Origin of the sequence: Faecalibacterium sp. BIOML-A1 (genome assembly GCF_009679715.1) — a bacterium.
GTDB lineage: Bacteria > Bacillota > Clostridia > Oscillospirales > Ruminococcaceae > Faecalibacterium > Faecalibacterium taiwanense.
The window spans coordinates 65670-87471 of sequence record NZ_WKZJ01000002.1; the positions used below are offsets into that span (position 1 = coordinate 65670).

21 protein-coding genes and 1 riboswitch are annotated in these 21802 nt (G+C 57.9%); of the genes, 19 read left to right on the forward strand and 2 right to left on the reverse strand.

All coding sequences use genetic code 11. The annotated features are described in order from the left end of the window. Positions 1-106 precede the first annotated feature (106 nt). From hemW to GKG36_RS02610, 11 genes are all read left to right on the forward strand, one after another. Positions 107-1189, forward strand: coding sequence for a radical SAM family heme chaperone HemW (gene hemW / locus GKG36_RS02565; protein ID WP_154258969.1), 1083 nt, complete (start codon positions 107-109; stop codon positions 1187-1189). A gap of 86 nt (positions 1190-1275) precedes the next feature. Next, complete coding sequence (locus GKG36_RS02570) at positions 1276-2568, forward strand: NAD(P)/FAD-dependent oxidoreductase (RefSeq protein WP_154258971.1); 1293 nt, start codon at positions 1276-1278, stop codon at positions 2566-2568. Between the two features lie 347 nt (positions 2569-2915). Then, on the forward strand, positions 2916-3593 hold the full coding sequence (gene cmk / locus GKG36_RS02575; RefSeq protein WP_154258973.1) for a (d)CMP kinase: 678 nt from the start codon (positions 2916-2918) through the stop codon (positions 3591-3593). Further along, positions 3590-4201, forward strand: coding sequence for a lysophospholipid acyltransferase family protein (locus GKG36_RS02580; protein WP_097775053.1), 612 nt, complete (start codon positions 3590-3592; stop codon positions 4199-4201). The genes cmk and GKG36_RS02580 overlap by 4 nt, the downstream gene beginning before the upstream one ends. Positions 4202-4204: 3 nt before the next feature. Next, on the forward strand, positions 4205-6115 hold the full coding sequence (locus GKG36_RS02585; RefSeq protein ID WP_097775054.1) for a bifunctional 4-hydroxy-3-methylbut-2-enyl diphosphate reductase/30S ribosomal protein S1: 1911 nt from the start codon (positions 4205-4207) through the stop codon (positions 6113-6115). Between the two features lie 244 nt (positions 6116-6359). After that, complete coding sequence (locus GKG36_RS02590) at positions 6360-6980, forward strand: GtrA family protein (protein ID WP_154258975.1); 621 nt, start codon at positions 6360-6362, stop codon at positions 6978-6980. 59 nt (positions 6981-7039) lie between these two features. Next, positions 7040-7174 carry a hypothetical protein gene (locus tag GKG36_RS14920; RefSeq protein ID WP_005944717.1) on the forward strand — a complete coding sequence of 45 codons (135 nt, stop codon included), beginning with the start codon at positions 7040-7042 and terminating at the stop codon, positions 7172-7174. A 15-nt stretch (positions 7175-7189) separates the two neighbouring features. Continuing rightward, the gene (gene deoC, locus GKG36_RS02595; protein WP_154258977.1) at positions 7190-7855 is read left to right on the forward strand and encodes a deoxyribose-phosphate aldolase; all 666 of its coding nucleotides are present in this window, start codon (positions 7190-7192) and stop codon (positions 7853-7855) included. Between the two features lie 241 nt (positions 7856-8096). Further along, positions 8097-9272, forward strand: coding sequence for a GGDEF domain-containing protein (locus tag GKG36_RS02600; protein ID WP_154258979.1), 1176 nt, complete (start codon positions 8097-8099; stop codon positions 9270-9272). Between the two features lie 76 nt (positions 9273-9348). Beyond that, a riboswitch (SAM riboswitch) is annotated at positions 9349-9447 on the forward strand. Positions 9448-9565: 118 nt separating this feature from the next. Beyond that, on the forward strand, positions 9566-10720 hold the full coding sequence (gene metK, locus GKG36_RS02605) for a methionine adenosyltransferase (protein WP_120020500.1): 1155 nt from the start codon (positions 9566-9568) through the stop codon (positions 10718-10720). A gap of 458 nt (positions 10721-11178) precedes the next feature. Then, positions 11179-12321, forward strand: a complete 1143-nt coding sequence (locus tag GKG36_RS02610; protein ID WP_044954082.1) for a ribose-phosphate pyrophosphokinase — start codon at positions 11179-11181, stop codon at positions 12319-12321. Between the two features lie 72 nt (positions 12322-12393). Here the strand turns inward: GKG36_RS02610 and GKG36_RS02615 are convergent, their stop codons facing one another. Both GKG36_RS02615 and GKG36_RS02620 read right to left on the reverse strand, forming a co-directional pair. Next, on the reverse strand, positions 12394-13728 hold the full coding sequence (locus GKG36_RS02615; RefSeq protein WP_154258981.1) for an MATE family efflux transporter: 1335 nt from the start codon (positions 13726-13728) through the stop codon (positions 12394-12396). Between the two features lie 20 nt (positions 13729-13748). Next, positions 13749-14663 carry a pyridoxal-phosphate dependent enzyme gene (locus GKG36_RS02620; protein ID WP_097781517.1) on the reverse strand — a complete coding sequence of 305 codons (915 nt, stop codon included), beginning with the start codon at positions 14661-14663 and terminating at the stop codon, positions 13749-13751. Between the two features lie 224 nt (positions 14664-14887). On the opposite strand from GKG36_RS02620, the gene GKG36_RS02625 reads away from it, so the two are divergent. The 8 genes from GKG36_RS02625 (at position 14888) to uvrC (ending at position 21596) form a co-directional block, all read left to right on the forward strand. Further along, a complete protein-coding gene (locus GKG36_RS02625) occupies positions 14888-15268 on the forward strand; it encodes a sigma factor-like helix-turn-helix DNA-binding protein (RefSeq protein ID WP_097775061.1) in 381 nt (126 codons plus the stop codon). A 24-nt stretch (positions 15269-15292) separates the two neighbouring features. Next, the gene (gene ffh / locus GKG36_RS02630; protein ID WP_005944694.1) at positions 15293-16648 is read left to right on the forward strand and encodes a signal recognition particle protein; all 1356 of its coding nucleotides are present in this window, start codon (positions 15293-15295) and stop codon (positions 16646-16648) included. A gap of 92 nt (positions 16649-16740) precedes the next feature. After that, positions 16741-16983, forward strand: a complete 243-nt coding sequence (rpsP, locus tag GKG36_RS02635; RefSeq protein WP_005944692.1) for a 30S ribosomal protein S16 — start codon at positions 16741-16743, stop codon at positions 16981-16983. A gap of 17 nt (positions 16984-17000) precedes the next feature. Then, positions 17001-17234: a KH domain-containing protein gene (locus GKG36_RS02640; RefSeq protein WP_005934928.1), complete on the forward strand. Its 234-nt coding sequence runs from the start codon at positions 17001-17003 to the stop codon at positions 17232-17234. Positions 17235-17294: 60 nt separating this feature from the next. Further along, the gene (gene rimM / locus GKG36_RS02645; protein ID WP_005944690.1) at positions 17295-17831 is read left to right on the forward strand and encodes a ribosome maturation factor RimM; all 537 of its coding nucleotides are present in this window, start codon (positions 17295-17297) and stop codon (positions 17829-17831) included. A gap of 3 nt (positions 17832-17834) precedes the next feature. Beyond that, entirely contained in the window at positions 17835-19082 is a 1248-nt protein-coding gene (gene trmD, locus GKG36_RS02650) for a tRNA (guanosine(37)-N1)-methyltransferase TrmD (protein WP_154258983.1), read from the forward strand. A gap of 341 nt (positions 19083-19423) precedes the next feature. After that, positions 19424-19687, forward strand: coding sequence for an HPr family phosphocarrier protein (locus tag GKG36_RS02655; protein ID WP_005920365.1), 264 nt, complete (start codon positions 19424-19426; stop codon positions 19685-19687). 61 nt (positions 19688-19748) lie between these two features. Next, positions 19749-21596 carry an excinuclease ABC subunit UvrC gene (gene uvrC, locus GKG36_RS02660; protein WP_097781518.1) on the forward strand — a complete coding sequence of 616 codons (1848 nt, stop codon included), beginning with the start codon at positions 19749-19751 and terminating at the stop codon, positions 21594-21596. Positions 21597-21802 lie beyond the last annotated feature (206 nt).

The window sequence follows — 21802 nt, forward strand, 5'->3', positions numbered from 1 at the left end:
ACTCCTCCAGTCTCTTTCTGCCGGAACACTTTTTCCTTGCTCCGGTCTACGGAATATAGTATACTGCATAGAAATGAACGTTTCATGAAAAAGGCTGTGATATTGTATGTCTCTTGGGCTTTATTTACACATACCCTACTGTTTTTCCAAATGCAGATACTGCGATTTCTATTCCCATCCCGGTGAGCGCGGCGTGCCGGATGCCTATGTGGAGGCTCTTTTGCGGGAGCTTTCCCGCTTTGCGCCGGAAGCACCTCTGCAGCCGGACACCCTTTATTTTGGCGGCGGCACGCCCAGCCTGCTGCGCCCGGAGCAGGCAAAACGGCTGATCGATGCGGCCCGGCCGATGCCGGGGGCCGAGATCACACTGGAAGCAAACCCGGAGACGGTGACGGAAGAAAGTCTTGCAGGCTTCCGGGAGGCGGGCGTGAACCGCATCTCCTTCGGGGTGCAGTCTGCCCGGGATACCCAGCTGCGCACGCTGGGCAGACCGCATACAGCAAAGCAGGCGCGGGCTGCCTTTGCCGCCGCCCGGCGGGCAGGCTTTGCGAACATCAGCGGCGACATCATGCTGGCACTGCCCCACTACACCGAAGCTGAGTTTGACGAAACGCTGGAACTGATCGAGGGTGGTGGGGCTACCCATATTTCGGCATATCTGCTGAAGATCGAGCCGGATTCGGCCTTTGGTAAACATCCGCCCGAAGGCCTGCCCACCGGCGATGAAGCCGCCGATTTTTACCTTTATGCAGTGGAACAGCTGGAACACCACGGCTACAAACAGTACGAGATCTCCAACTTTGCAAAGCCCGGCTATGAGGGCAGACACAACCTCATTTACTGGGACTGCGGCGACTATCTGGGCCTTGGCCCGGCGGCGCACTCCTGCATGGGCGGCAGACGGTTCTACTACCCGCCGGACACCGCCGCTTTCCTGAACGATGCCGCCGCCCCGGTGATGGACGGCAGCTGCGGCGCAGAGGACTACCTTATTTTACAGCTGCGTCTGCGCAAAGGCCTTTCGCTGGATGCATACAAAAAACTTTACGGGAAAGAATTTTCCACCGCACAGCTGGCCTTTGTGCAAAACTGCGTCCGGGCGGGCTATGCAAGCTTTGACGGCCGCACCCTTGCCCTGACCCCGGCGGGTCTCATCGTGCAGAACAGCATCCTTGCCCAGCTGTTGTAATTGGCAGAAATACGGCAGAACATTGCTTTTGCGTGTCGATTCTGGTATGATATACTCGTATTATTAGGCGATGGGAGAGAAAACGGATGGCGAAAGTATTGATCGTCGGCGCAGGCGCGGCAGGACTGATGGCGGCGGGTGCCGCCGTGCGGCAGGGGCATCAGGTGACGGTATTGGAACACATGGACAAGCCCGGCCAGAAGATCCTTGTCACCGGCAAGGGCCGCTGCAATGTGACCAACGACTGCCCGGCAGAGGAGTTTCTGCGCCATGTGCGCACGAACCCGCGCTTTCTGTATTCGTCGCTGGGGGCCTTTCCACCGGCAAAGACCATGGAACTGTTCGAGGGCCTTGGCGTGGAGCTGAAGGTGGAGCGCGGCCGCCGGGTGTTTCCAGTATCGGACAAGGCCGAGGAGATCCGGCAGGCTCTTTTGCGCTATGCGCAGGATGCTGAACTCGTGCATGACGGCGCGAAAAAGCTGCTATTGGAAGAGGTAACACCGGAGCCGGAAGCAGCTCCCGCCGCACCGGAAAACCCGCGCCACCCCAAAAAGAAAAAGGCAGGTCCGGCACTGCGGTGCATCGGTGTGCGGGGCACCTCCGGCCGGGAGTACCGGGCGGATGCCGTGCTGGTGGCCACCGGCGGCGTGAGCTACCCCACCACCGGCTCTACCGGCGACGGCTACAAACTGGCCCAGCAGGCCGGGCACACCCTCATCGAGCCGGTGCCCAGTCTGGTCAGTCTTGTGAGCCATGACGCGGACTGCAAAAAGATGATGGGCTTGGCGCTGAAAAACGTCACCCTGACCCTGTTCGAGGACAGCAAGGCCATTTTTGACGAGCAGGGCGAAATGCTGTTCACTCATTTTGGCATCAGCGGCCCGCTGACTTTGAGCGCATCCAGCCATCTGGGCGACATGAAAAAACACAAGTATCATGCGGAGATCGACCTCAAGCCCGCTCTCAGCGAGGAGCAGCTTTATGACCGCATCACGCGGGATTTTGCCCTGCTGGCAAACCACGCGGCGCAGGGCGCACTGGTCAAGCTTTTGCCGTCCAGTATGCAGCCGGTGATGGTGGCGCGCTGGGGCATCGACCCGGCTACCAAGGCCAACCAGATCACCCGGGAGCAGAAGAGGAAGCTGGTGCAGCTGATGAAGCACTGGCGGGTGTCCGTTGATGCCCGTGGCGATCTGGCCCACGCGGTGATCACCAGCGGCGGCGTGTCCGTGCGGGAGGTGGACCCCAAAACTATGCAGAGCAAAAAGGCGCTGGGCCTTTACTTTGCAGGCGAAGTGCTGGATGTGGATGCCTATACCGGCGGCTACAACCTGCAGATCGCCTTCTGCACCGCACAGAGCTTTGCAAATAATCTGTAATTACAGATAAAACAATTTTAAATGCCCTCCGCGCTGCTCTGGGCATATTTATAGGAATAGATTTTTTTGATTTGTATTTTGAAAACGACTGCGGTCGTTTTCAAAATACGTTTTCACAAAAAGGGTTGTTGCCGGGATAGTCTCACAGACCACTGCGCAACTGTTCCCGAAGGGAACGAGCAGCAGATTCAGTTGGCCGTTGCGGCCCCGCTTGTGAAAAATCAAATCTGGAAAATCCGCAGATTTTCCAGATTTATAAATATTTAAAATAATTTTCCGCTGAAGATGGCCAGAGCGTGAGCGGAGGCCATTTTAAATCGTTCAGTTTAAAAAAGGAGAGATACAACATGGTATCTGTTGCGATCGACGGGCCTGCAGGTGCAGGCAAATCTACGCTGGCACGCCGTTTGGCGGCTGAAATGGGCTATATTTATGTGGATACCGGTGCCATGTACCGCGCCATCGGCCTGTATGCCCTGCGTGCGGGCAAGGACCCCAAGGACAACGCAGCGGTCAACGCGCTGCTTCCCCAGATCGAGCTGCGGCTGGCCTCCATTGAGGGCGAACAGCACATTTATTTAAAGGAAGAGGATGTGAGCACCGCCATCCGCACCGAGGCCGCAGGTATGGCTGCCTCTGCCGTGGGCGCAAACCCGACTGTGCGCGCCTTTCTGCTGGAACTGCAGCGGGATATGGCCAAAAAGCAGGACGTGCTGATGGACGGCCGCGATATCGGCACGGTGGTGCTGCCGGATGCCACGGTGAAGATCTTCCTTACCGCCACGCCGGAAGCCCGCGCCACACGCAGGTGGAAAGAGTATCAGGCCAAGGGCATCGATACTCCCTATGAAGAGGTGCTGGCCGATGTGAAGCAGCGGGACTATCAGGACACCCACCGTGCCGCTGCACCCCTGAAGCAGGCGGACGATGCCGTGCTGCTGGACACTTCGGAGCTGGATTTTGAACAGAGCCTTGCTGCAATGAAGAAGATCATTGCGGAGAAAGTGAATAAAACGATAAAATGATATTATATTACATCTTAGTGCCCTTTGCGTGGCTTTTGTGGCATATCGGTTTCCGCATCCATGTAGAGGGGCGCGAAAACCTGAAAAAGGTGCAGACCAAAGGCTGCATCCTTGCGCCCACCCATGTCTCCGCCATCGACCCGGTGTTCATCGTGGTCACCCGGTGGAGCAGGCGGATGATCGTGTTCGCCAAGAAGGAACTGTTCGAGATCAACGCCCTGCTCACATGGTTCTTCCGCTGCTGCGGCGCGGTATGCGTGCGCGGCACAAAGGATGAAATGGCTGCCATTGAGCAGACCGTAGAAAAGTGCAGAAACGGCGAAACACTGCTCATCTTCCCGGAGGGCACCCGCGAAAAGGACGGGAAGCTTCTGCCGCCCAAGAGCGGACTGTTCGTCATTGCGGCGGGGGCCGGGGTGGACGTAGTGCCCTGCCGCATCCTGTACGATACGCCGGATGGAAAAATGCACCTGTTCTGCAAAGTACGGGTGATCTACGGCGAGCCGATGCCTGCAGAGCAGTTTGCCATGGAGAGCCGCCGCGACACCAAAAAGCTGCGTGCCAACAAGCAGGCCCTGCTGGATGCGTGGGAAAAGATGGGGGCGTAAAAGATGGAGATCCGAGTTGCCAAAACGGCGGGGTTCTGCTTTGGTGTCAAGCGGGCGGTGGACCTGACCTATGGCCTGCTGAACGAAGGCTGCAAGGTGGCCACCCTCGGCCCGCTGATCCATAACCCGCAGGCTGTGGAGGATATGCAGAAAAAGGGTGCCCTTGTGGCGGATGCCATCGCCGATGTGCCCGCCGGGTACGAGGTGGTCATCCGCAGTCACGGCGTGCCGCGCACCGTGTACGACGAGCTGGATGCGCGCGGCATCACCTACCATGATGCCACCTGTCCCTTCGTGCAGAAGATCCAGCGCATTGCCGCCGAGGCCGAAAAGGCGGGGGCAGTGCTGCTTGTGGCAGGCGACAAGACACATCCGGAGGTGCAGGGGATCGTGGGCCACACCCGCGGAGAGGTGTTCGTTTTTGCCGATCTGGCCGAGTTGAAGGCATGGAAAGGCCCCTCTGACCCGCAAAAACCCCTGTTTGCAGTTGCACAGACCACATTTCAGGTTACAAAATGGCAAGAAAGTTCGGAGTTTCTCAAAAAAGCCTATACAAACGCCCGAATTTTTGATACAATATGTAATGCGACGTGGGCGAGGCAACAGGAAGCGGAAGACCTCAGCCAAAAATGCGACATCATTGTTGTCATTGGCGGTCATCATTCTTCCAATACCCAAAAGCTGGTACAGGTCGCCGCAAAACACACGCGTGCCGTAACGGTCGAGACAGCGAGCGAACTTCGGCCGGAATGGTTTGCAGATGTTAAAGTGGCGGGCGTGACAGCCGGGGCTTCAACGCCATCGTCTATTATTGAGGAGGTACTTAACAGTATGAGCGCAGAAATCAATGACAGCATGAGCTTTGAGGAGATGCTGAATGCATCCGAGGAAAAGCGTGTTCATGCAGGCAGTATTGTGAAAGGAATCGTGACCAGCATCTCTGCCAACGAGATCCAGGTGGATATCGGAGCGAAGCAGACCGGCTTTGTCAAGCTGAGCGAGCTGACCGATGATTCCTCCGCCAAGGTCGAAGACCTGGTGAAGGTTGGCGATGAGCTGGACCTCATCGTCGAGAAGGTTATGGATCAGGATGGCGTCATCCAGCTCTCCCGCAAGAAGCTCGCATCTCGCAAGGGCATGGAAGAGATCGCTAAGGCCGCTGAGTCCGGCGAGGTCGTCGAAGGCGATGTCACCGAGTTCAACAAGGGCGGCGTTGTGGTCAACGTCAAGGGTGTCAAGGTGTTCGTTCCTCGTTCTCAGGCTACTATGCGCCGTGATGAGGACTACACCGCTCTGGTTGGCCAGCACGTTCAGCTGGTTGTCACCGAGTGCTCCGGCCGCAAGATCGTCGGCAGCATCAACAAGGTGACCGCTGAGCAGAACAAGGCAAAGCGTGAAGAGTTCTGGGCAAACGTTGAGGTGGGCAAGACCTACACCGGCGTTGTCAAGAGCCTGACTTCTTACGGTGCATTCGTCGATATCGGCGGTGTGGACGGTCTGTGCCACATCAGCGAGCTGAGCTGGAACCGCATCAAGCATCCCTCCGAGGTCGTCTCCGTTGGTGACACCATCGAAGTGTATGTGAAGGACATCGACACCGAGAACCACAAGGTCTCTCTGGGCTACAAGAAGGCCGAGGACAACCCCTGGGAGCAGCTGAAGAACAACTACCCCATCGGCAGCACCTTCCATGCTCCGGTCGTCTCCCTGACCAAGTTCGGTGCATTCGTCCGCATCCTGCCGGGTGTTGATGGTCTGGTCCACATCAGCGAGATCAGCAATGACCGCGTTGAGAAAGTCTCTGACGTACTGAAGGTCGGCGATATGGTCGATGTGAAGCTGCTGGATGTCGACTTCGACAAGAAGCGCATCAGCCTGTCTATGAAGGCCCTGCTGAACGACGACGCTGAGTAATCAGCCTTTCGTTCGGAAGAAAAGCTTCTGACACAATGCGATCAACAGCCCCGTTGCCGGGAAAACGGCGGCGGGGCTGTTTTTGTTAAGGAGAGAACCCTCTCAGTCACCTGCGGTGACAGCTCCCCCGAAGGGGAGAGCTTTTGGCAAAAGAGGGCAGGCTCGCCGCGCCCGCAATAAAACCTCGCCCTTCGGGAGAGGTGGACGCGAGCAGCGCGAGCGGACGGAGAGGGTTTGACGAACTATGATAAATTTTTTCAAGAAACACTGGGAAGTGCTGAGCTATCTGGTTTTCGGCGTGCTGTGCACCCTGCTGAACATTGTGCTGTATGCGCTGTTCAACAAGCTGTTTGGCTATACAGCCGCCAACAGCTGGGGCAATGTGCTGGATAACATCATCTGCATCCTGTTTGCCTACTGCACCAACCGCGCCTTTGTGTTCCGCAGCAAAACGCAGGGCAAGGCCATGGCGAGGGAATTTGGTGCATTCGTCACCTGTCGTCTGGGTACAATGCTGCTGGACACTGCAATTATGCTGGTGCTGGGCAATCTGCTGGCTGCGCAGGGTGCAGCGCTGATGGACGAGCTGATGCAGGGGGTGCTGAGTGTGGTGGCCCACTGGCTTGGCCCGGATACGGCCATCCAGATGGCAGCCTCCTATGCAGGCACACCGGCGGGGGTCACGGATGGCTCTGCCGCTATTGCCGTCATCGGCGGTGCAGACGGCCCCACGGCGATCTTCGTTACCAGCCGCTACAATGCGCAGGCACTGTGGGGCCTTGCCGTGAAGGTCTTTTCCAATGTACTGGTGATCGTGCTGAACTATGTGTTCAGCAAGCTGATCATCTTTAAAAATCGCAAGTGAGATATTTTCTCCGCCGCAGGCGGAGAAAATATCCAATATAATTTAGGAGGTACGGTTTTATGAAGCGTGGTCTGAAAGGTTTTGCATTTCTGGTTTCCGGTCTGGTGCTGGGCATCATTGGTGCAACGGTCTCTGCAACTGCAATTGCCCTGAGTGCTGTCGGCATGGCAAAGGTGCGCCGTGCCAGCAAGTAAAAAGGAGAAAAAAACATGACTCGTGAAGAAATTCTCTCCCATGTCGATCACACCCTGCTGAAGCCGGAGGCCACCTGGCCCCAGATCCAGACCCTGTGTGACGAAGCCATTGCAAACCACACCGCATCCATCTGCATCAACACCTGCTACGTCAAGCAGGCGGTGGAGTATATGGCGGGCCGCATCCCGGTATGCTGCGTGGTAGGCTTCCCTCTGGGTGCCATGGATACCGCCAGCAAGGCGTTTGAAGCCAAGACTGCCATTGAGAATGGTGCCGCCGAGGTGGATATGGTCATCAACATCGGCCGCCTGAAGAACAAGGAGTACGATGCCGTGCGCGAGGACATCCGCGCCGTGAAGCAGGCGGTGGGCGACAAGATCCTGAAGGTCATCATCGAGACCTGCCTGCTGACCGACGAGGAAAAGGAAAAGATGTGCGATATCGTCTGCGAGGCAGGCGCGGACTACATCAAGACCAGCACCGGCTTCTCCACCGCAGGCGCAAACTTCCACGATGTGGAGCTGATGGTCAAGGGTGTGCATGGCCGCTGCAAGGTCAAGGCTGCCGGCGGCATTTCTACCGTGGAGGACATGGAAACCTTCCTTGCGCTGGGTGCTGACCGTCTGGGCACCTCCCGCGCTGTCAAAATTCTGAACGGCGAGCAGGCAAAGGGCTATTGATCTTTCTGCGAAAAAATGCAATTATAAATAATATTTCCGCAGAACAGAACCAGAGCGCACGCGAAGGCTGTTCTGGATCGTCTGGTTTTCCCAAGGGCCGCTGCACAAATTGCTGTGCAGCGGCCCTTTTTGATGCCAAGCCTTGCAAGCAGGGCGCGGCAGGGTATATAATACAGATAGATACTGTATAAAACAGGGGCTGTCTGCCTTGTGGGATAAGGCGGGCAGGGGAGGAAATGCAATGAATATACCCGAGATCCTTGTGGCCAATGGCACAGGGGCGGTGCTGGTATGCTTTCTGTTTCTGCTGCGGGTGCGCGGCGAGAGTAAAAACAGTGTTGGAAGTGAGCTGTTCTGCCAGATGCTGGTGGTGACTCTGCTGGCACAGGCGACAGAGACGATCAGCTTTCTGCTGGACGGCGTGCCCGGCGCGGCAAGCCGGTTCTGGCTGTACCTCATGAACACCGTCTGCACCGGCGCTGCCGTGAGCGTGGGCTTTGCGTGGTGTTTGTATGTGGACTTCCGGGTCTACCGCAGCACCGGACGCCTGCGCAGAAGGCATCTGTTCCTGGGCGCGCCGCTGCTGGCTGTTCTGGCGCTGCTGGCGGCGAACCTTTTCGGCACAGGATGGATCTTTACCATCTCCGCGGACAACGTTTACCATCGCGGTCCGCTGAACAGTTTGCTTTACCTGCTGCTGTTCGGCTATTATGCCGAGAGCGTGTGGCAGGTGCATAAGGCCAAGCGCGATGGCGTTACGGTGGAGTTTTTCTCGGTGTACTACTTTGTGATCACCTGTGCGGTGGGCACGGTGCTGCAGGGTGCGTTCTACGGTATGGCCTTCGGCTGGCTGTCGGTGGCCATCGCCTTTGTGTTTGTGGACAGTCAGCTCCGCAGTCTGCGCAGCTATATCGACGAGCTGTCCGGCCTGTTTGGCCGTAAGTACATGAACTACTGTCTGGAGCGCATCCACGCCACGCAGGAAAAGGATGTTTACGGCATCATGATGGACGTGAACTGCTTCAAGGAGATCAACGACACCTACGGTCATGGTGCGGGCGACCGCGCCATTCAGGAGATCGGTCACATCCTGTCCGGGGCGCTGGTGGCAAACTCGGTAGCTATCCGCATAAGCGGCGATGAGTTCATGGTGCTGATCCGGCACGGCTCGGAGGAGATCCTGAATAAGGTCTGTGCCGCCATCGAGCAGCGGGTGCAGCGCTATAACGCCGCCGCCCCGGCGGGCAGCTTTCAGCTGTCTTTCTCCACCGGTGTGGCAAAGTATGAGGGCGGCAGCGTGGAGAAATTTCTGGTGGAACTGGACGAGCGGATGTATGCGGAAAAGCGCGCTTTCCACGCCGCCCGGAACGGCCATGCCGTACCGGAGCAGGGGAACGCTCCATCAATTTCAGAATAATGTCTAAAAAGAGTGATACTCTTCTTGACAATCTGACGAAGCAATGATAGAATACTGAACGTACCAACTGAATACCGACTTATCAAGAGCGGCTGAGGGGACAGGCCCTGTGAAGCCCGACAACCTGCGCGTGAGCGCAAGGTGCCAAATCCTGCGGGAAACCGAGAGATAAGAGTGCAACGCTCAGAGCTTTCGGGCTCTGGGCGCTTTTATTTTTCGCGCAAAAAAGCTTGAACGGAATGTTGGAGCAAGAAATACACACCCTGCTGTAAAAACTTTAGGAGGCAAAACAAATGGCAAGACACCTGTTTACTTCTGAGTCCGTCACCGAGGGACATCCCGACAAGATCTGCGACCAGATCTCGGATGCCATTCTGGACGAAATTCTGACCCACGACCCCGATGCCCGTGTGGCCTGCGAGACCTGTGCATCCACCGGCCTTGTGCACATCATGGGCGAGATCACCACCAACTGCTATGTGGATTTCCAGAAGGTCGTCCGCGAGGTGGTGGCAGATATCGGCTACACCCGCGCAAAGTTCGGCTTTGATGCCGACACCTGTGCCGTCATCTCCAACATCGACGGCCAGAGCCCCGACATCGCACTGGGCACCAACGATCAGGTGGGCGGTGCAGGCGATCAGGGCATGATGTTCGGCTATGCCTGCGATGAGACCCCGGAGCTGATGCCTATGCCCATCAGTCTGGCTCACAAGCTGGCAAAGCGCCTGACCGAGGTGCGCAAGAACGGCGAGATGGACTATCTGCGTCCGGATGGCAAGAGCCAGGTCACTGTGGAGTACGATGAGAACAACAAGCCCGTGCGTGTGGATGCTGTGGTCATCTCCAGCCAGCACAGTGAGAGCGTCAGCATGGAACAGCTGCGTGCAGACGTGATGGAAAAGGTCATCAAGGCCACCATCCCCGCCGAGCTGCTGGACGAGAACACCAAGTATTACATCAACCCCACCGGCCGCTTCGTTGTGGGCGGCCCGCAGGGTGACACCGGCCTGACCGGCCGCAAGATCATCGTGGACACCTACGGCGGCTATGCCCGTCACGGCGGCGGCGCCTTCTCCGGCAAGGACCCCAGCAAGGTGGACCGCAGCGCTGCCTATGCGACCCGCTGGGTGGCAAAGAACATTGTGGCTGCAGGTCTTGCCAAGCAGTGCGAGGTGCAGGTGGCGTATGCCATCGGCGTGGCAAAGCCTGTGTCCATCATGGTGGACACCTTCGGCACCGGCACCGTCTCGGATGAGAAGATCGAGCAGGCTGTGGAAAAGGTGTTCGACCTGACCCCCGCCGCCATCATCCGCGAACTCGACCTGCGCAAGCCCATCTACCGCAAGCTGGCCGCATACGGCCACATGGGCCGCGAGGATCTGGGCGTGAAGTGGGAGAACACCGACCGCGTGGATGCCCTGAAGGCTGCGGTTGCTGCTCTGTAAGCGGAACACAAAGCACCTATCGCAATCATATAAAATAAGAAGGCATCTGCAACGATCGCTGCTGAGCTTCTGAAGCTCAGCAAATTTGCTGCAGATGCCTTTGTTTTTGCGGCTCTGCCGGGGAGGGCGAACGAGCGAAAACAGCAGAATCTCCGCTGCCGGCACACTGCATTTTTATCTCCCGGAAGAGCGATCCCGGCAGACTGCTCAGACAAAGAAAAGTCTTACTTTTCCACGGAAATCAGCCGAAATTTGCGAAATGGCAAAGAATCGGCTGTCTTTTTGTCGAAAACACACATTCTCTTTGAGAAAAAAGAAAAACAGCTGTGCAAGGCGCAGAAAATCCTGACATGAAACAAATTGATATGGCAGAATCGACGAAATGTGATAAAATAAAACCAGATATGCGCTCTTGTGTGCATGATACGGATCGTAAACAGCAATAAGGAGTTATGACTATGTCTATTGAAATTTCCCCGAAGTCGTTCTTTGAGCAGCCCAGCGTGGCAGATATGCGGCTGATTTCCTGCCCCGGTGCAGAGGAACTGACCGGCCTGATCGACAAGCATCTGGTCCGCTGGGCCAAGGCTGCCGGAATTGACAAAGAGACCTTCATTATTCCTTGCGACTGCCCCCGCTTCCAGAGTGGCGATGCCAAGGGTCTGGTGAAGGAGTCGGTGCGCGGCGACGATATCTTCATCGTGGTCGATCCCGGCAACTACAGTGTGACCTACAAGCTGTTCAACTACGAGAACCACATGTCTCCGGACGATCACTTCGCCAACCTGAAGCGCCTGATCCAGGCAGTGGCCGGCAAGGCACACCGTGTGTCGGTTATTATGCCCAGCCTGTACGGCGGCCGTCAGCATCGCCGTGTGGTGCGCGAAAGTCTGGACTGCGCTGTGGCCCTGCAGGAGCTGCAGACCATGGGTGTGCGCAACATCATCACTTTTGATGCTCATGACCCCCGCGTGCAGAACGCTGTGCCGCTGATGAGCTTTGATAACGCAATGCCCACCTATCAGGTGCTGAAGAGCCTGCTGAAGAAGGACCCGGACCTCTCCTTTGATAAGAGCAAGTTTACTGTGGTCAGCCCGGACGAGGGCGCCATGAACCGCAACATGTACTTCTCCAGCGTGCTGGGCTGCAATCTGGGTATGTTCTACAAGCGCCGCGATTACACCCGCGTGGTCAATGGCCGTAACCCCATCGTGGCCCACGAGTATCTGGGCGAGAGCGTGGAAGGCAAGACCGTCTTTATCGCAGACGACATCATTGCTTCCGGCGAGAGCATGCTGGAGGTCGCCAGCAACCTGAAGGAGCGCGGCGCTGCCAACATCATCGCCAACGCCACCTTCCCCCTGTTCACCAGCGGTCTGGAGAAGTTCGACAAGGCTGTGGCCGAGGGCAAGCTGACCTATGTTGTGGGCACCAACCTGACCTACCGGATGCCTGAGCTGCTCACCCGCGACTGGTATGTGGATGTGGATGTTTCCAAGTACGCTGCCTACTTTGTGGTGGCTCTGAACCACGACATGTCTGTTTCCAGCATCATCGATCCGCTGAAGAAGATCGAGAATCTGCTGGCAAGCCGCAAGTAAGTTTAATACGAAAAAAGGCTCTGCATCCTTGCGATGCAGAGCCTTTTTCGTATCACAAATCAAATAAAACGATTATAATTCGTCTCCATGGCTGCGCAGATACCGAACCAGCATGGGCAGCTCGTAGAGCAGCATGACGACCCAGCCCACCGCATAGCTGTAAGGCAGAGCTTCGATCTCCATTTTCCACACCAGCACGAACACCGCAGCTGCCGCCACACGGAACACCATGTTGAAGGTGCTGGACACCAGCGTGACCTTCAGATCGCCAATGCCGCGGAAGAAGCCCTGAATGCCATTGGTGGCTGCGGGCATCAGGTAGAACAGGGAAACCGTGCGCAGGAAGCGCACGCCCAGATGGACGACCTCCGGGTCGGTGACGAACAGCTTCATGATAAAGGGCGCACCGGAAAAGCATACAACGGCGATCAGAACGCCGTAAGCGGCCTCGATGCGCATACCGCAGCGGAAGCCCTGCTTCACACGGTCGTGCTTGCCGGCACCCCGGTTCTGCGCCATGAGGGTGGTCATGGCGTGGCCGATGTTCTGCTGCGGGGTATAGGCAAAGTCGTCAATGCGGGAAGCAGCGGTAAAGGCGGCCATGGCGTTGACACCCATGGTGTTCACGATGGCCTGCACCGCGATCTTGCCAAGCTGCACGGTGGCTTGCTGCATGGCGCTGGCCCAGCCGTAGCTGACCGTTTTGCGCAGCAGCTTGCCGTCAAACACCAGCCAACGCCTGCCCAGCTGCAGGATGGGCACCTTCCAGCGGATGTACAGTACGCACAGCACGCAGCACAGTGCTTCGCTGACCACGGTGGAAAGGGCGCAGCCGTTGCTGCCCCAGTTCAGCACCTGCACAAAGAACAGGTCGCCGCCGATGTTCAGCACAGAGCTGATCATCAGGAAATACAGGGCACTCTTGCTGTCGCCCAGTGCACGCATGGTGGCGGCAAGGAAGTTATAGAAGAAGGTGAAGATCAGGCCTGCAAACACGATGCGCAGGTAGCTGGCCGCAATGGGCAGGATATCGGCGGGCACCTGCATCAGCTGCAGCAGGGGCGTGGCCAGAATGACGCACAGCGCCGAGAATGCCAGCGAGAACACGGTGCCTGCAATGGCGGTGGTGGACACCTGACGCTCCATCAGCTGGGTATTACCGGCACCGAATGCGGTACTGACAAGAATGCCGGCACCCAGACACATGCCGTTGATAAACAGGATGGCCAGAGTCATGAGCGGGTTGGAGGTGCCGACGGCGGCAAGAGCTTCCTCGCCCACGAACTTGCCCACGATGATGCTGTCGGCGGCGTTGTAGGTGAGCTGGAACAGGTTGCCAAGTACCAGCGGAATAGTAAAACGGATCAGGAGCGGTGTAATGGCTCCCTTTGTCATGTCGTTTGTCATGGGAACTCTATGATTTCTCCTTATAACGTATTTACGATCTGCCGTCCGGGCAGGATGGCAAGGGCAGAGCGGCTGGCACCTACATGGATGAGCTGTGCGGCCGCCTGCAAAACGGCACCGGATGCCACCGAAGCCGGGATGGCATCGGTGCGCAGCACCTTTTGCGCGGCCCGCTGCGCATCGGTGGTGTTCACCGCCACCACGTTGTCCACCACATAGGCGTTGAAGTTTTCCGGCACAAAGCCGTAGCCCAAATCACTGATGCCGTGGGGGCCGGTCAGGCCGCCGCCCAGCGCCTGCGATTCGTAAGGCTCCACGGCGGCGATGCGCACATCGTTCGTCCATGCCTTGATGGTCTCGCCTACGCCGGTCACGGTGCCGCCACTGCCCACGCCGATCACGATAGCGTCCACAGCGCTTTTGCCCTCCCGCGCGATGCTCTGCACAATGGCAGGGCCGGTAACGCGGCGGTGGTACTCCGGGTTATCATCGTTGGCAAGCCAGTCCATGTAGTACCAGCCGTTGGCGGCGGCGGTCTGTGCCGCCAGACGGCGGGCACCGTTCACACCGCTGCGGGCCGGGCTGTGGCGGATCTGCGCACCCAGCCGCAGCAGGGTCTCCTGCCGCAGGGCGGGGGCATCCTCCGGCATCACCAGAACCACCGGGTGACCGGCGGTCAGGCCCGCCAGCGTGAGCGCAGCGGCAAACGGGCCGGAGGCCGCTTCAATGATGGGCTGACCGGAGATCAGCTTCTTTTTTTCAATGGCAAGGGCCAGCATCCCTTCGGCAAGGCCGTCCCGGGCCGTGCCGGTGGGGCCTGCAAAGTCCAGATAGGCATACAGCCGTCCCTTCAGCCCGCAGGCGGCAGCATAGCCGCGCAGCTCCACGATGGGGCAGGCGCTGAGCGTCTGGTAAAAATTGGGGTAGATCGGCACGAAGACCCTCCTTTCATGGGATACAACAATATTATCCTAACGCAAAAGGACTGCGCGCGTCAAGATGCGTTTTAGCAAAAACGGCGAATTTTTGGCGGATTTTCTGGAAAAATCTCCGAAAGGCTCTTGACAGGATGCGGTGCATCTGCTATACTTCATCCGTAAAGCAAATGAACTTTACATCACTTCTCGAAAGTACAGGCACAAAACCGGGGGATCAGAGGATGGCAAAAGATCTGGAAATGGGCTATCTGCTGGACTTTTACGGTGAGGTGCTCACCGAGAAACAGCGCGAAATGCTGCGCCAGTATTACAACGATGACCTTTCGCTGAGCGAGATCGGCGAGAACTTCGGCATCACCCGTCAGGGTGCGCGGGATGCCATCAAGCATGGCGAGAACGCGCTGAAGGAGCTGGAGGAAAAGGTCGGCTTTGCGGCGCGTTACCGCCGCGTGCAGCAGAAGCTGGAAGAGCTGGAGCAAATGGTGATCGATGCACGGTTCGAGTGCACCGGCCCGCAGGGCCTGACCACCACCGAGTACGAACACCAGCTGACCAAAATGTTAAAGCTCATCCGCTCCATCGACGAAGCAAACGAGAGCTGAAACCTGTGAAAGGAGCACCGTACAATGGCATTTGAATCCCTTACCGACCGCCTTGCCGGTGTGTTCAAAAAGCTGCGCGGTCACGGCAAGCTGACCGAGGCAGATATCAAGGCCGCGATGCGTGAGGTGCGCATGGCCCTGCTGGAAGCCGATGTCAACTACAAGGTTGCCAAGGACTTCTGTGCAAAGGTGTCCGAGCGCGCCATGGGTCAGGAGGTCATGGAAAGCCTGACCCCGGCACAGCAGGTGGTCAAGATCGTCAACGAAGAGCTGGTTGCCCTGATGGGCGGCAGCGAGGCGGCCCGCCTGAACATCAAGAACAAGGGCCAGACGATCATCATGCTCTGCGGCCTGCAGGGCAACGGTAAAACCACCCACGCCGCAAAGCTGGCAAAGTACTTTATCAAACAGGGCCGCCGCCCTATGCTGGTGGCCTGCGATATTTACCGCCCTGCGGCCATCGATCAGCTGCAGGTGGTGGGCAAACAGGCGGGCGCACCGGTGTTCACGCTGCCGGGCGCAAAGCCGCCGGAAATTGCAAAGAAGGCGCTGGCACACGCCAAGGATTACGGCAATGACATCGTGATCCTGGATACCGCCGGTCGTCTGCAGATCGACGATGTGCTCATGCAGGAGTTGGTGGACATCAAGGAAGCCGTTCCTGTGGACGAGACCCTGCTGGTGGTGGATGCCATGGCCGGTCAGGACGCTGTGAACGTTGCCAAGACCTTCAACGAGAAGGTAGGCATCGACGGCATCATCCTCACCAAGACCGATGGCGATACCCGCGGCGGTGCGGCACTTTCAGTGCTGGCCGTTACCGGCAAGCCCATCAAGTTCCAGGGCACCGGCGAAAAGCTGGACGATCTGGATGTGTTCCATCCCGACCGCATGGCAAGCCGCATTCTGGGCATGGGCGATGTGCTGAGCTTGATCGAGCGCGCGCAGGAGACGGCCGACGAAAAGGCTGCCGAAGAGACCGCCAAGCGGATGATGGAGAACAAGTTCGACATGAACGACATGCTGGACCAGTTCGCACAGATCCGCAAGATGGGCGGTGCAGGCGCGATGCTGAGCATGCTGCCCGGCGGCAGCGGCATCGATCCCAGTCAGGTCGATGAAAAGGCATTCGACCGCATCGAGGCCATGATCTATTCCATGACCAAGGAAGAACGCGAGAAGCCCTCCATCATCAACCCCAAGCGCAAGCGCCGCATCGCGGCCGGCAGCGGTACCACCGTGGCCGACGTGAACAAGCTGCTCAAGCAGTTTGAAATGATGCAGAAGATGATGAAGCAGTTCAAGAAAAGCCCCAAGGGCTTTGCCCGCCGCCTGGGCGGCATGATGGGCAACCCCAATGCCTTCCGCGGACTGAAATAATTTTTGTGATACAACCCCCTTGCGGGTTTGTACAATATAATCAACATGCGCCCGCAAGGGCCGCACAAAACAATTTTTGGAGGATATTTACCATGGCAGTTAAGATTCGTCTGCGCCGCGTTGGCGCCAAGAAGGCTCCCTTCTATCGTGTTGTTGTTGCTGACAGCCGCTTCCCCCGTGACGGCCGTTTCATCGAAGAGATCGGCACCTACGATCCCAACAAGGAGCCTTCCGAGATCAAGATCGACGCTGAGAAGGCAAAGCAGTGGATCGCCAACGGCGCACAGCCCACTGATACCGTTCGCGTCCTGCTGAAGAAGTCCAACGTTCTGTAAGTAGGGAGGGCTGACTCATGCAGGAGCTGTTGCTGGCAGTTGCCCGCGGTCTCGTGGAGGATAAGGAAGCCGTTAAGGTCACGGTGGACGAGCCTCGCGAGGACGGCACCATCGTCTACCACCTGAGCGTGGCAGAGGGAGATATGGGCCGTGTCATCGGCAAGCAGGGCCGGATCGCAAAAGCCATTCGTGTGGTGATGCGCGCGGCTGCTGTGCGGGTCGATGAAAAGGTCCTTGTTGAGATCGACTGAGCACCCTACAGGCCCTTTGCCCTTGCGGCAAGGGGCCTTTTTGATTATAGGAGCAAGATTATGCAGCAATATCTGGAAGCGGGCAAGGTCGTGACCACCCACGGCGTGCGCGGCGAAATGAAGCTGGAGCTTTGGTGCGACGGCGTCAACTTTCTGAAAAAGGTGGGCAGGCTGTACCCCTCGGCACAGGGCGGCAGGGCCTATAAGATCGTGTCCATCCGCGCACAGGGCCAGATGGCTCTGCTGCAGCTGGAAGGCGTGGACGATATGGATGCTGCCCGTGCGCTGCGGGGGCAGGTGTTCTACTTTGACCGCAATGATGCCACCCTGCCCGCAGGCCGCTGGTATGTGGCCGACCTGATCGGGTGCGAAGTGCGGGATGCCGACACCGGCAGGGTGTACGGCGTTGTGACCAGCGTGGATCACCCCGGTGCACAGGATATCTACACCGTCAAAGCACCGAACGGCAAGGAATACATGTTCCCGGGCGTGGATGCTTTTCTGAAAGAGCGCAACCCGCCGGAGGGCTATCTCCTCGTCACCCCCATTCCGGGCCTGCTGGACGATGACTTTGACAGCGAACGGGAGGAAGAGTGAGCCATGGGAATGCGTGTGGACATCGTGACCCTGTTCCCGGAAATGTGCCAGCAGGTGCTGGATGCCAGCATCATCGGGCGCGCGGCAAAGAAGGGCTTTATTGAGACCCACTGCCACCAGATCCGGGACTACACCCTGAACAAACAGAAGCAGACCGACGATTACCCCTACGGCGGCGGCTGCGGCATGGTGCTGTACGCTCAGCCCATCGCAGACTGCCTGCGTGCTGTGCAGCAGGAAGTGGCTTCACAGGGCCGTCCGGCCCCGCATATCGTGTTCCTGACGGCAGGCGGCCAGCGCTACACCGAGGAGCACGCAAAGCGGCTGGCCCAGTACGATAACCTGACACTGGTATGCGGCCACTATGAGGGCATCGACGAGCGTGTGATCGATGCTTTTGCGGACGAAGAGATCTCCATCGGTGACTACATCCTCACCGGCGGCGAGCTGGCCAGCCTTGTGGTGGCGGACAGTGTGCTGCGCCTGAAGCCCGGCGTGCTGGCTGAGCAGAAGGGCTACGAGGAAGAAAGCTACTGGGACGGCCTGCTGGAGTATCCCCAGTACACCCGTCCCGAGGTGTGGGAAGGCCGCGCCGTGCCGCAGGTGCTGCTGGGCGGCGACCACCAGAAGATCGATGCATGGCGCGGGGAACAGAGCCGGGAGCGCACCCGCCTGCGCCGCCCGGAGCTGTACGAGAAGTGGTGTGAGACCCACCCTGTGACCGAGCTGCCCAAGTGGAAGCGCGGCGAGAACATGCGCCTTGTCAAGACCGACGAGCAGTTTGCTGCTGCCGCCCGCATCTTTGTGGAGGGACGCCGCACCACCTGTGCCGAGAACTGGACCCCGGAATACTGTGCCAGCCTCAACGAGGAAGAATATCTTTTGCAGCTGCGGCAGGAAAAGGCCGCAGGCTGGGTGTGCTACCTGCACACCACCAAGGATGTGCCGGACGGCATCGTGAGCATCAACCACAAGGTGGGGCACATCGAACATCTGTTCGTCACTGAAAAAGCCCGCGGCAGGGGCATTGGCATGAAGATGCTGGACTTTGCCCGCAGAAAGCTCAGCGAGCACGAGCACCCGGTGCTGAGCGTGCTGAACACCAACACCCGCGCCATAGCGCTTTACACCCGCATGGGCTGGAAGCTGACCAGCGGCACTGAGCTGGAGTTCACGCCGGAGCAATATCCGGCTGTGGTGAAAAAGTGCGCGCTGGTCTGGATGCGGTACGAGGGCAGCGCACAGAAGTAACTCCGGGCGGCAGCTGCAGGTGCATCGGACAGCGAAAAAGGCACGAAAATGGATGCTCGGACCGGAGGGTATGGTGCTGGAAACGCACAAAAACGGCCGAGATATTGCCCGATGGTCGAAAAAATGTTGAAAACTTTTGTATCTACCCTCTAACCTTCGGGGAATAATTTTATTATCTTTGTATAAATAATGAAAAATGGGCCGCTTTTCATTGGAGAAACCGCCAAAAATGCGCCGGGGGGCTGTACAACCGTTTCGACTTGCGCTAAAATAATCGTAACGCAACAGGCACAGGATACAGATTCTATACCCAAAACGATATTAGATAGGAGCGCTTTACTATGTACGTGAAAGAAGTTACCGTTGAAAATCAGGTTGGTCTGCACGCTCGTCCGGCTACCTTCTTCATCCAGAAGGCTAACGAGTTCAAGTCTTCCATCTGGGTCGAGAAGGAAGAACGCCGCGTGAACGCAAAGAGCCTGCTGGGCGTTCTGTCTCTGGGCATCGTGGGCGGTACCACCATCCGCATCATCGCTGACGGCGCTGATGAGCAGGCTGCTGTTGACGGCCTGATCAAGCTGGTGGAGTCCGGTTTTGCTGAGTAATTTGTGTCTATAAATGGAGCGGCGGGGGAACCTGCCGCTTTTTGTTTTTCAAGGAGAATCCATGACCAAAGCTGAACTGTATCAGAAAGCCTGTATGCTGCCGCTGCTGCCCGGCGTGTATATCATCCGGGATAAGACGGACACCATCATTTATATCGGCAAGGCAAAGCGGCTGCGCATCCGGGTGAGCCAGTATTTCCGCGAGGGCGTGCCCCACGACAACAAGGTCAGCCAGATGATCGCCCATGCCTATGCCTTTGACGTGATCGTCTGCCAGAGCGAGTTTGAAGCGCTGGTGCTGGAAGCCAGCCAGATCAAGGCCCACACGCCGAAGTATAACATCCTGCTCAAGGATGATAAAGGCTACAGCTATATCAAGGTGACAAAGGAGCCATGGCCCAGGCTCTCCTTCGTGCTGCAAAAGGAGGAGGACGATGCCGAGTATATCGGCCCCTATACCTCCAGCTTTGCGGCCCGGCAGATGGCGGAAACGGCCATGGATGCCTTTCTGCTGCCGCGCTGCAATAAGCGCTTCCCGCAGGAGATCGGCAAAGGACGGCCCTGCCTGAACGCCCACATCGGCAAGTGCATGGCAGTGTGCAGCGGCAGGATCAGCTGCGAAAACTACAATCAGGCCGTCAAGAGCGCCGTGCACCTGATCCGCTACGGCAAAAAGGACATCCTGAAGATCCTCAACGAGCGGATGCAGGAGGCCTCGGACCGGCTGGAATTTGAGACGGCGGCGCTGCTGCGGGACCAGATCGCAGCCATCACCAAGGTGAGCGCCGGGCAGAAGGTCATTGTGGACCCGGATGTGGAGATGGATGTGGTGGCGCTGGCAGGCACGCCGGACAGCGTGTGTGCGGCGGTGCTGCGCTTCCGGGACGGACGGCTGACCGACAAGCGGGAGTTTTTGTTCCACGATACTTCGGACATTGCCGCCGTGCGGGAGGAATTTCTGCCCCGGTATTATCTGGATGACGAACAGATCCCCAAGATCATTGCGGTGGACGAGCTGCCGCCGGACAGCGACGCTTTGCAGCAGGCGCTGAACGAAAAGCGCGGCAATGAGGTGCAGCTGTATGTGCCCCAGCGCGGCGATAAGGCCCATCTGGTGGAGATGGCCCACACCAACGCGGTGGAGCGTCTTGCCCGGGAGAGCGGCCGCTATGCCCGGGAGGAAAAACTGCTGGACGAGCTGGCGCAGGTGCTGGGCCTTGCAAAGCCGCCCCGTGCCATTGAGAGCTACGACATCTCCAACTGGGGCGATGGCTCCAGCGTGTGCGGCATGGTCACCTTCAAGGACGGCAAGCCCTACAAGGCGGGCTACCGCAGATTCAAAATGAAGACGGTGGCGGGCACTGACGACTATGCATCGCTGGCAGAGACCGTCTCCCGGCGGGCGGCAGAGTATGAAAAGTACGCAGAGCTTGCCAAAAAGGGAGAACCCTGCAGCAACTGGTTCGGGCAGAAGCCGGATCTGCTTTTGATGGACGGCGGCAGGGGGCAGGTGAGCGCGGCAAAAGATGCACTGGCCGGGACTGCCCTTGCGGATGTGCCGCTCTACGGCATGGTGAAGGACGACCACCACCGCACCCGCGCCATTGTGGACAGCGACGGCCGGGAAATTGCCATCAATATGAACCGGGGCACCTTTACCTTTATCACGGCCATTCAGGACGAGACCCACCGCTTTGCCAATGCCTACCGCAAGCAGCAGATGAAGCAGAAGAGTTATTCCTCCACCCTGACGGAGATCCCCGGCATCGGCCCCAAAACGGCCAAGGCGCTGATGGCCCAGTTCAAGAGCGTGACCGCCGTGAAGGAAGCCACGCCTGACCAGTTGGAAAACACCCCCGGCGTGGGGAAACAGACGGCACAGATCATCTACGCATATTTTCACGAATAAAACCCTCTCAGTCATCGCTGAGCGGTGCCAGCTCTCCCGAAAGGGAGAGCTTTTTGCATTCAGATACAATGAATGTGCAGAGCTGAAAAAACGCGATTGATGCATTTGCCGGTTATGGCCCTTCCCGTGAGAAGGCAAACCCCGGCAGACCGCAGTCTGCCGGGGTTTGCAATATTAAAATAAATATTCCGCTGAAAATGCCCAGA

What these genes read in the sequence shown, in the direction of transcription:
- rimM (WP_005944690.1), top strand. Translation starts at nt 17,295, where the DNA reads ATGCAGCAATATCTGGAAGCGGGCAAGGTCGTGACCACCCACGGCGTG.
- deoC (WP_154258977.1), top strand. Translation starts at nt 7,190, where the DNA reads ATGACTCGTGAAGAAATTCTCTCCCATGTCGATCACACCCTGCTGAAG.
- GKG36_RS02585 (WP_097775054.1), top strand. Translation starts at nt 4,205, where the DNA reads ATGGAGATCCGAGTTGCCAAAACGGCGGGGTTCTGCTTTGGTGTCAAG.
- cmk (WP_154258973.1), top strand. Translation starts at nt 2,916, where the DNA reads ATGGTATCTGTTGCGATCGACGGGCCTGCAGGTGCAGGCAAATCTACG.
- uvrC (WP_097781518.1), top strand. Translation starts at nt 19,749, where the DNA reads ATGACCAAAGCTGAACTGTATCAGAAAGCCTGTATGCTGCCGCTGCTG.
- rpsP (WP_005944692.1), top strand. Translation starts at nt 16,741, where the DNA reads ATGGCAGTTAAGATTCGTCTGCGCCGCGTTGGCGCCAAGAAGGCTCCC.
- GKG36_RS02610 (WP_044954082.1), top strand. Translation starts at nt 11,179, where the DNA reads ATGTCTATTGAAATTTCCCCGAAGTCGTTCTTTGAGCAGCCCAGCGTG.
- trmD (WP_154258983.1), top strand. Translation starts at nt 17,835, where the DNA reads ATGGGAATGCGTGTGGACATCGTGACCCTGTTCCCGGAAATGTGCCAG.
- GKG36_RS02580 (WP_097775053.1), top strand. Translation starts at nt 3,590, where the DNA reads ATGATATTATATTACATCTTAGTGCCCTTTGCGTGGCTTTTGTGGCAT.
- GKG36_RS02615 (WP_154258981.1), bottom strand. Translation starts at nt 13,728, where the DNA reads ATGACAAACGACATGACAAAGGGAGCCATTACACCGCTCCTGATCCGT.
- hemW (WP_154258969.1), top strand. Translation starts at nt 107, where the DNA reads ATGTCTCTTGGGCTTTATTTACACATACCCTACTGTTTTTCCAAATGC.
- GKG36_RS02590 (WP_154258975.1), top strand. Translation starts at nt 6,360, where the DNA reads ATGATAAATTTTTTCAAGAAACACTGGGAAGTGCTGAGCTATCTGGTT.
- metK (WP_120020500.1), top strand. Translation starts at nt 9,566, where the DNA reads ATGGCAAGACACCTGTTTACTTCTGAGTCCGTCACCGAGGGACATCCC.
- GKG36_RS02600 (WP_154258979.1), top strand. Translation starts at nt 8,097, where the DNA reads ATGAATATACCCGAGATCCTTGTGGCCAATGGCACAGGGGCGGTGCTG.
- GKG36_RS14920 (WP_005944717.1), top strand. Translation starts at nt 7,040, where the DNA reads ATGAAGCGTGGTCTGAAAGGTTTTGCATTTCTGGTTTCCGGTCTGGTG.
- ffh (WP_005944694.1), top strand. Translation starts at nt 15,293, where the DNA reads ATGGCATTTGAATCCCTTACCGACCGCCTTGCCGGTGTGTTCAAAAAG.
- GKG36_RS02570 (WP_154258971.1), top strand. Translation starts at nt 1,276, where the DNA reads ATGGCGAAAGTATTGATCGTCGGCGCAGGCGCGGCAGGACTGATGGCG.
- GKG36_RS02655 (WP_005920365.1), top strand. Translation starts at nt 19,424, where the DNA reads ATGTACGTGAAAGAAGTTACCGTTGAAAATCAGGTTGGTCTGCACGCT.
- GKG36_RS02640 (WP_005934928.1), top strand. Translation starts at nt 17,001, where the DNA reads ATGCAGGAGCTGTTGCTGGCAGTTGCCCGCGGTCTCGTGGAGGATAAG.
- GKG36_RS02625 (WP_097775061.1), top strand. Translation starts at nt 14,888, where the DNA reads ATGGCAAAAGATCTGGAAATGGGCTATCTGCTGGACTTTTACGGTGAG.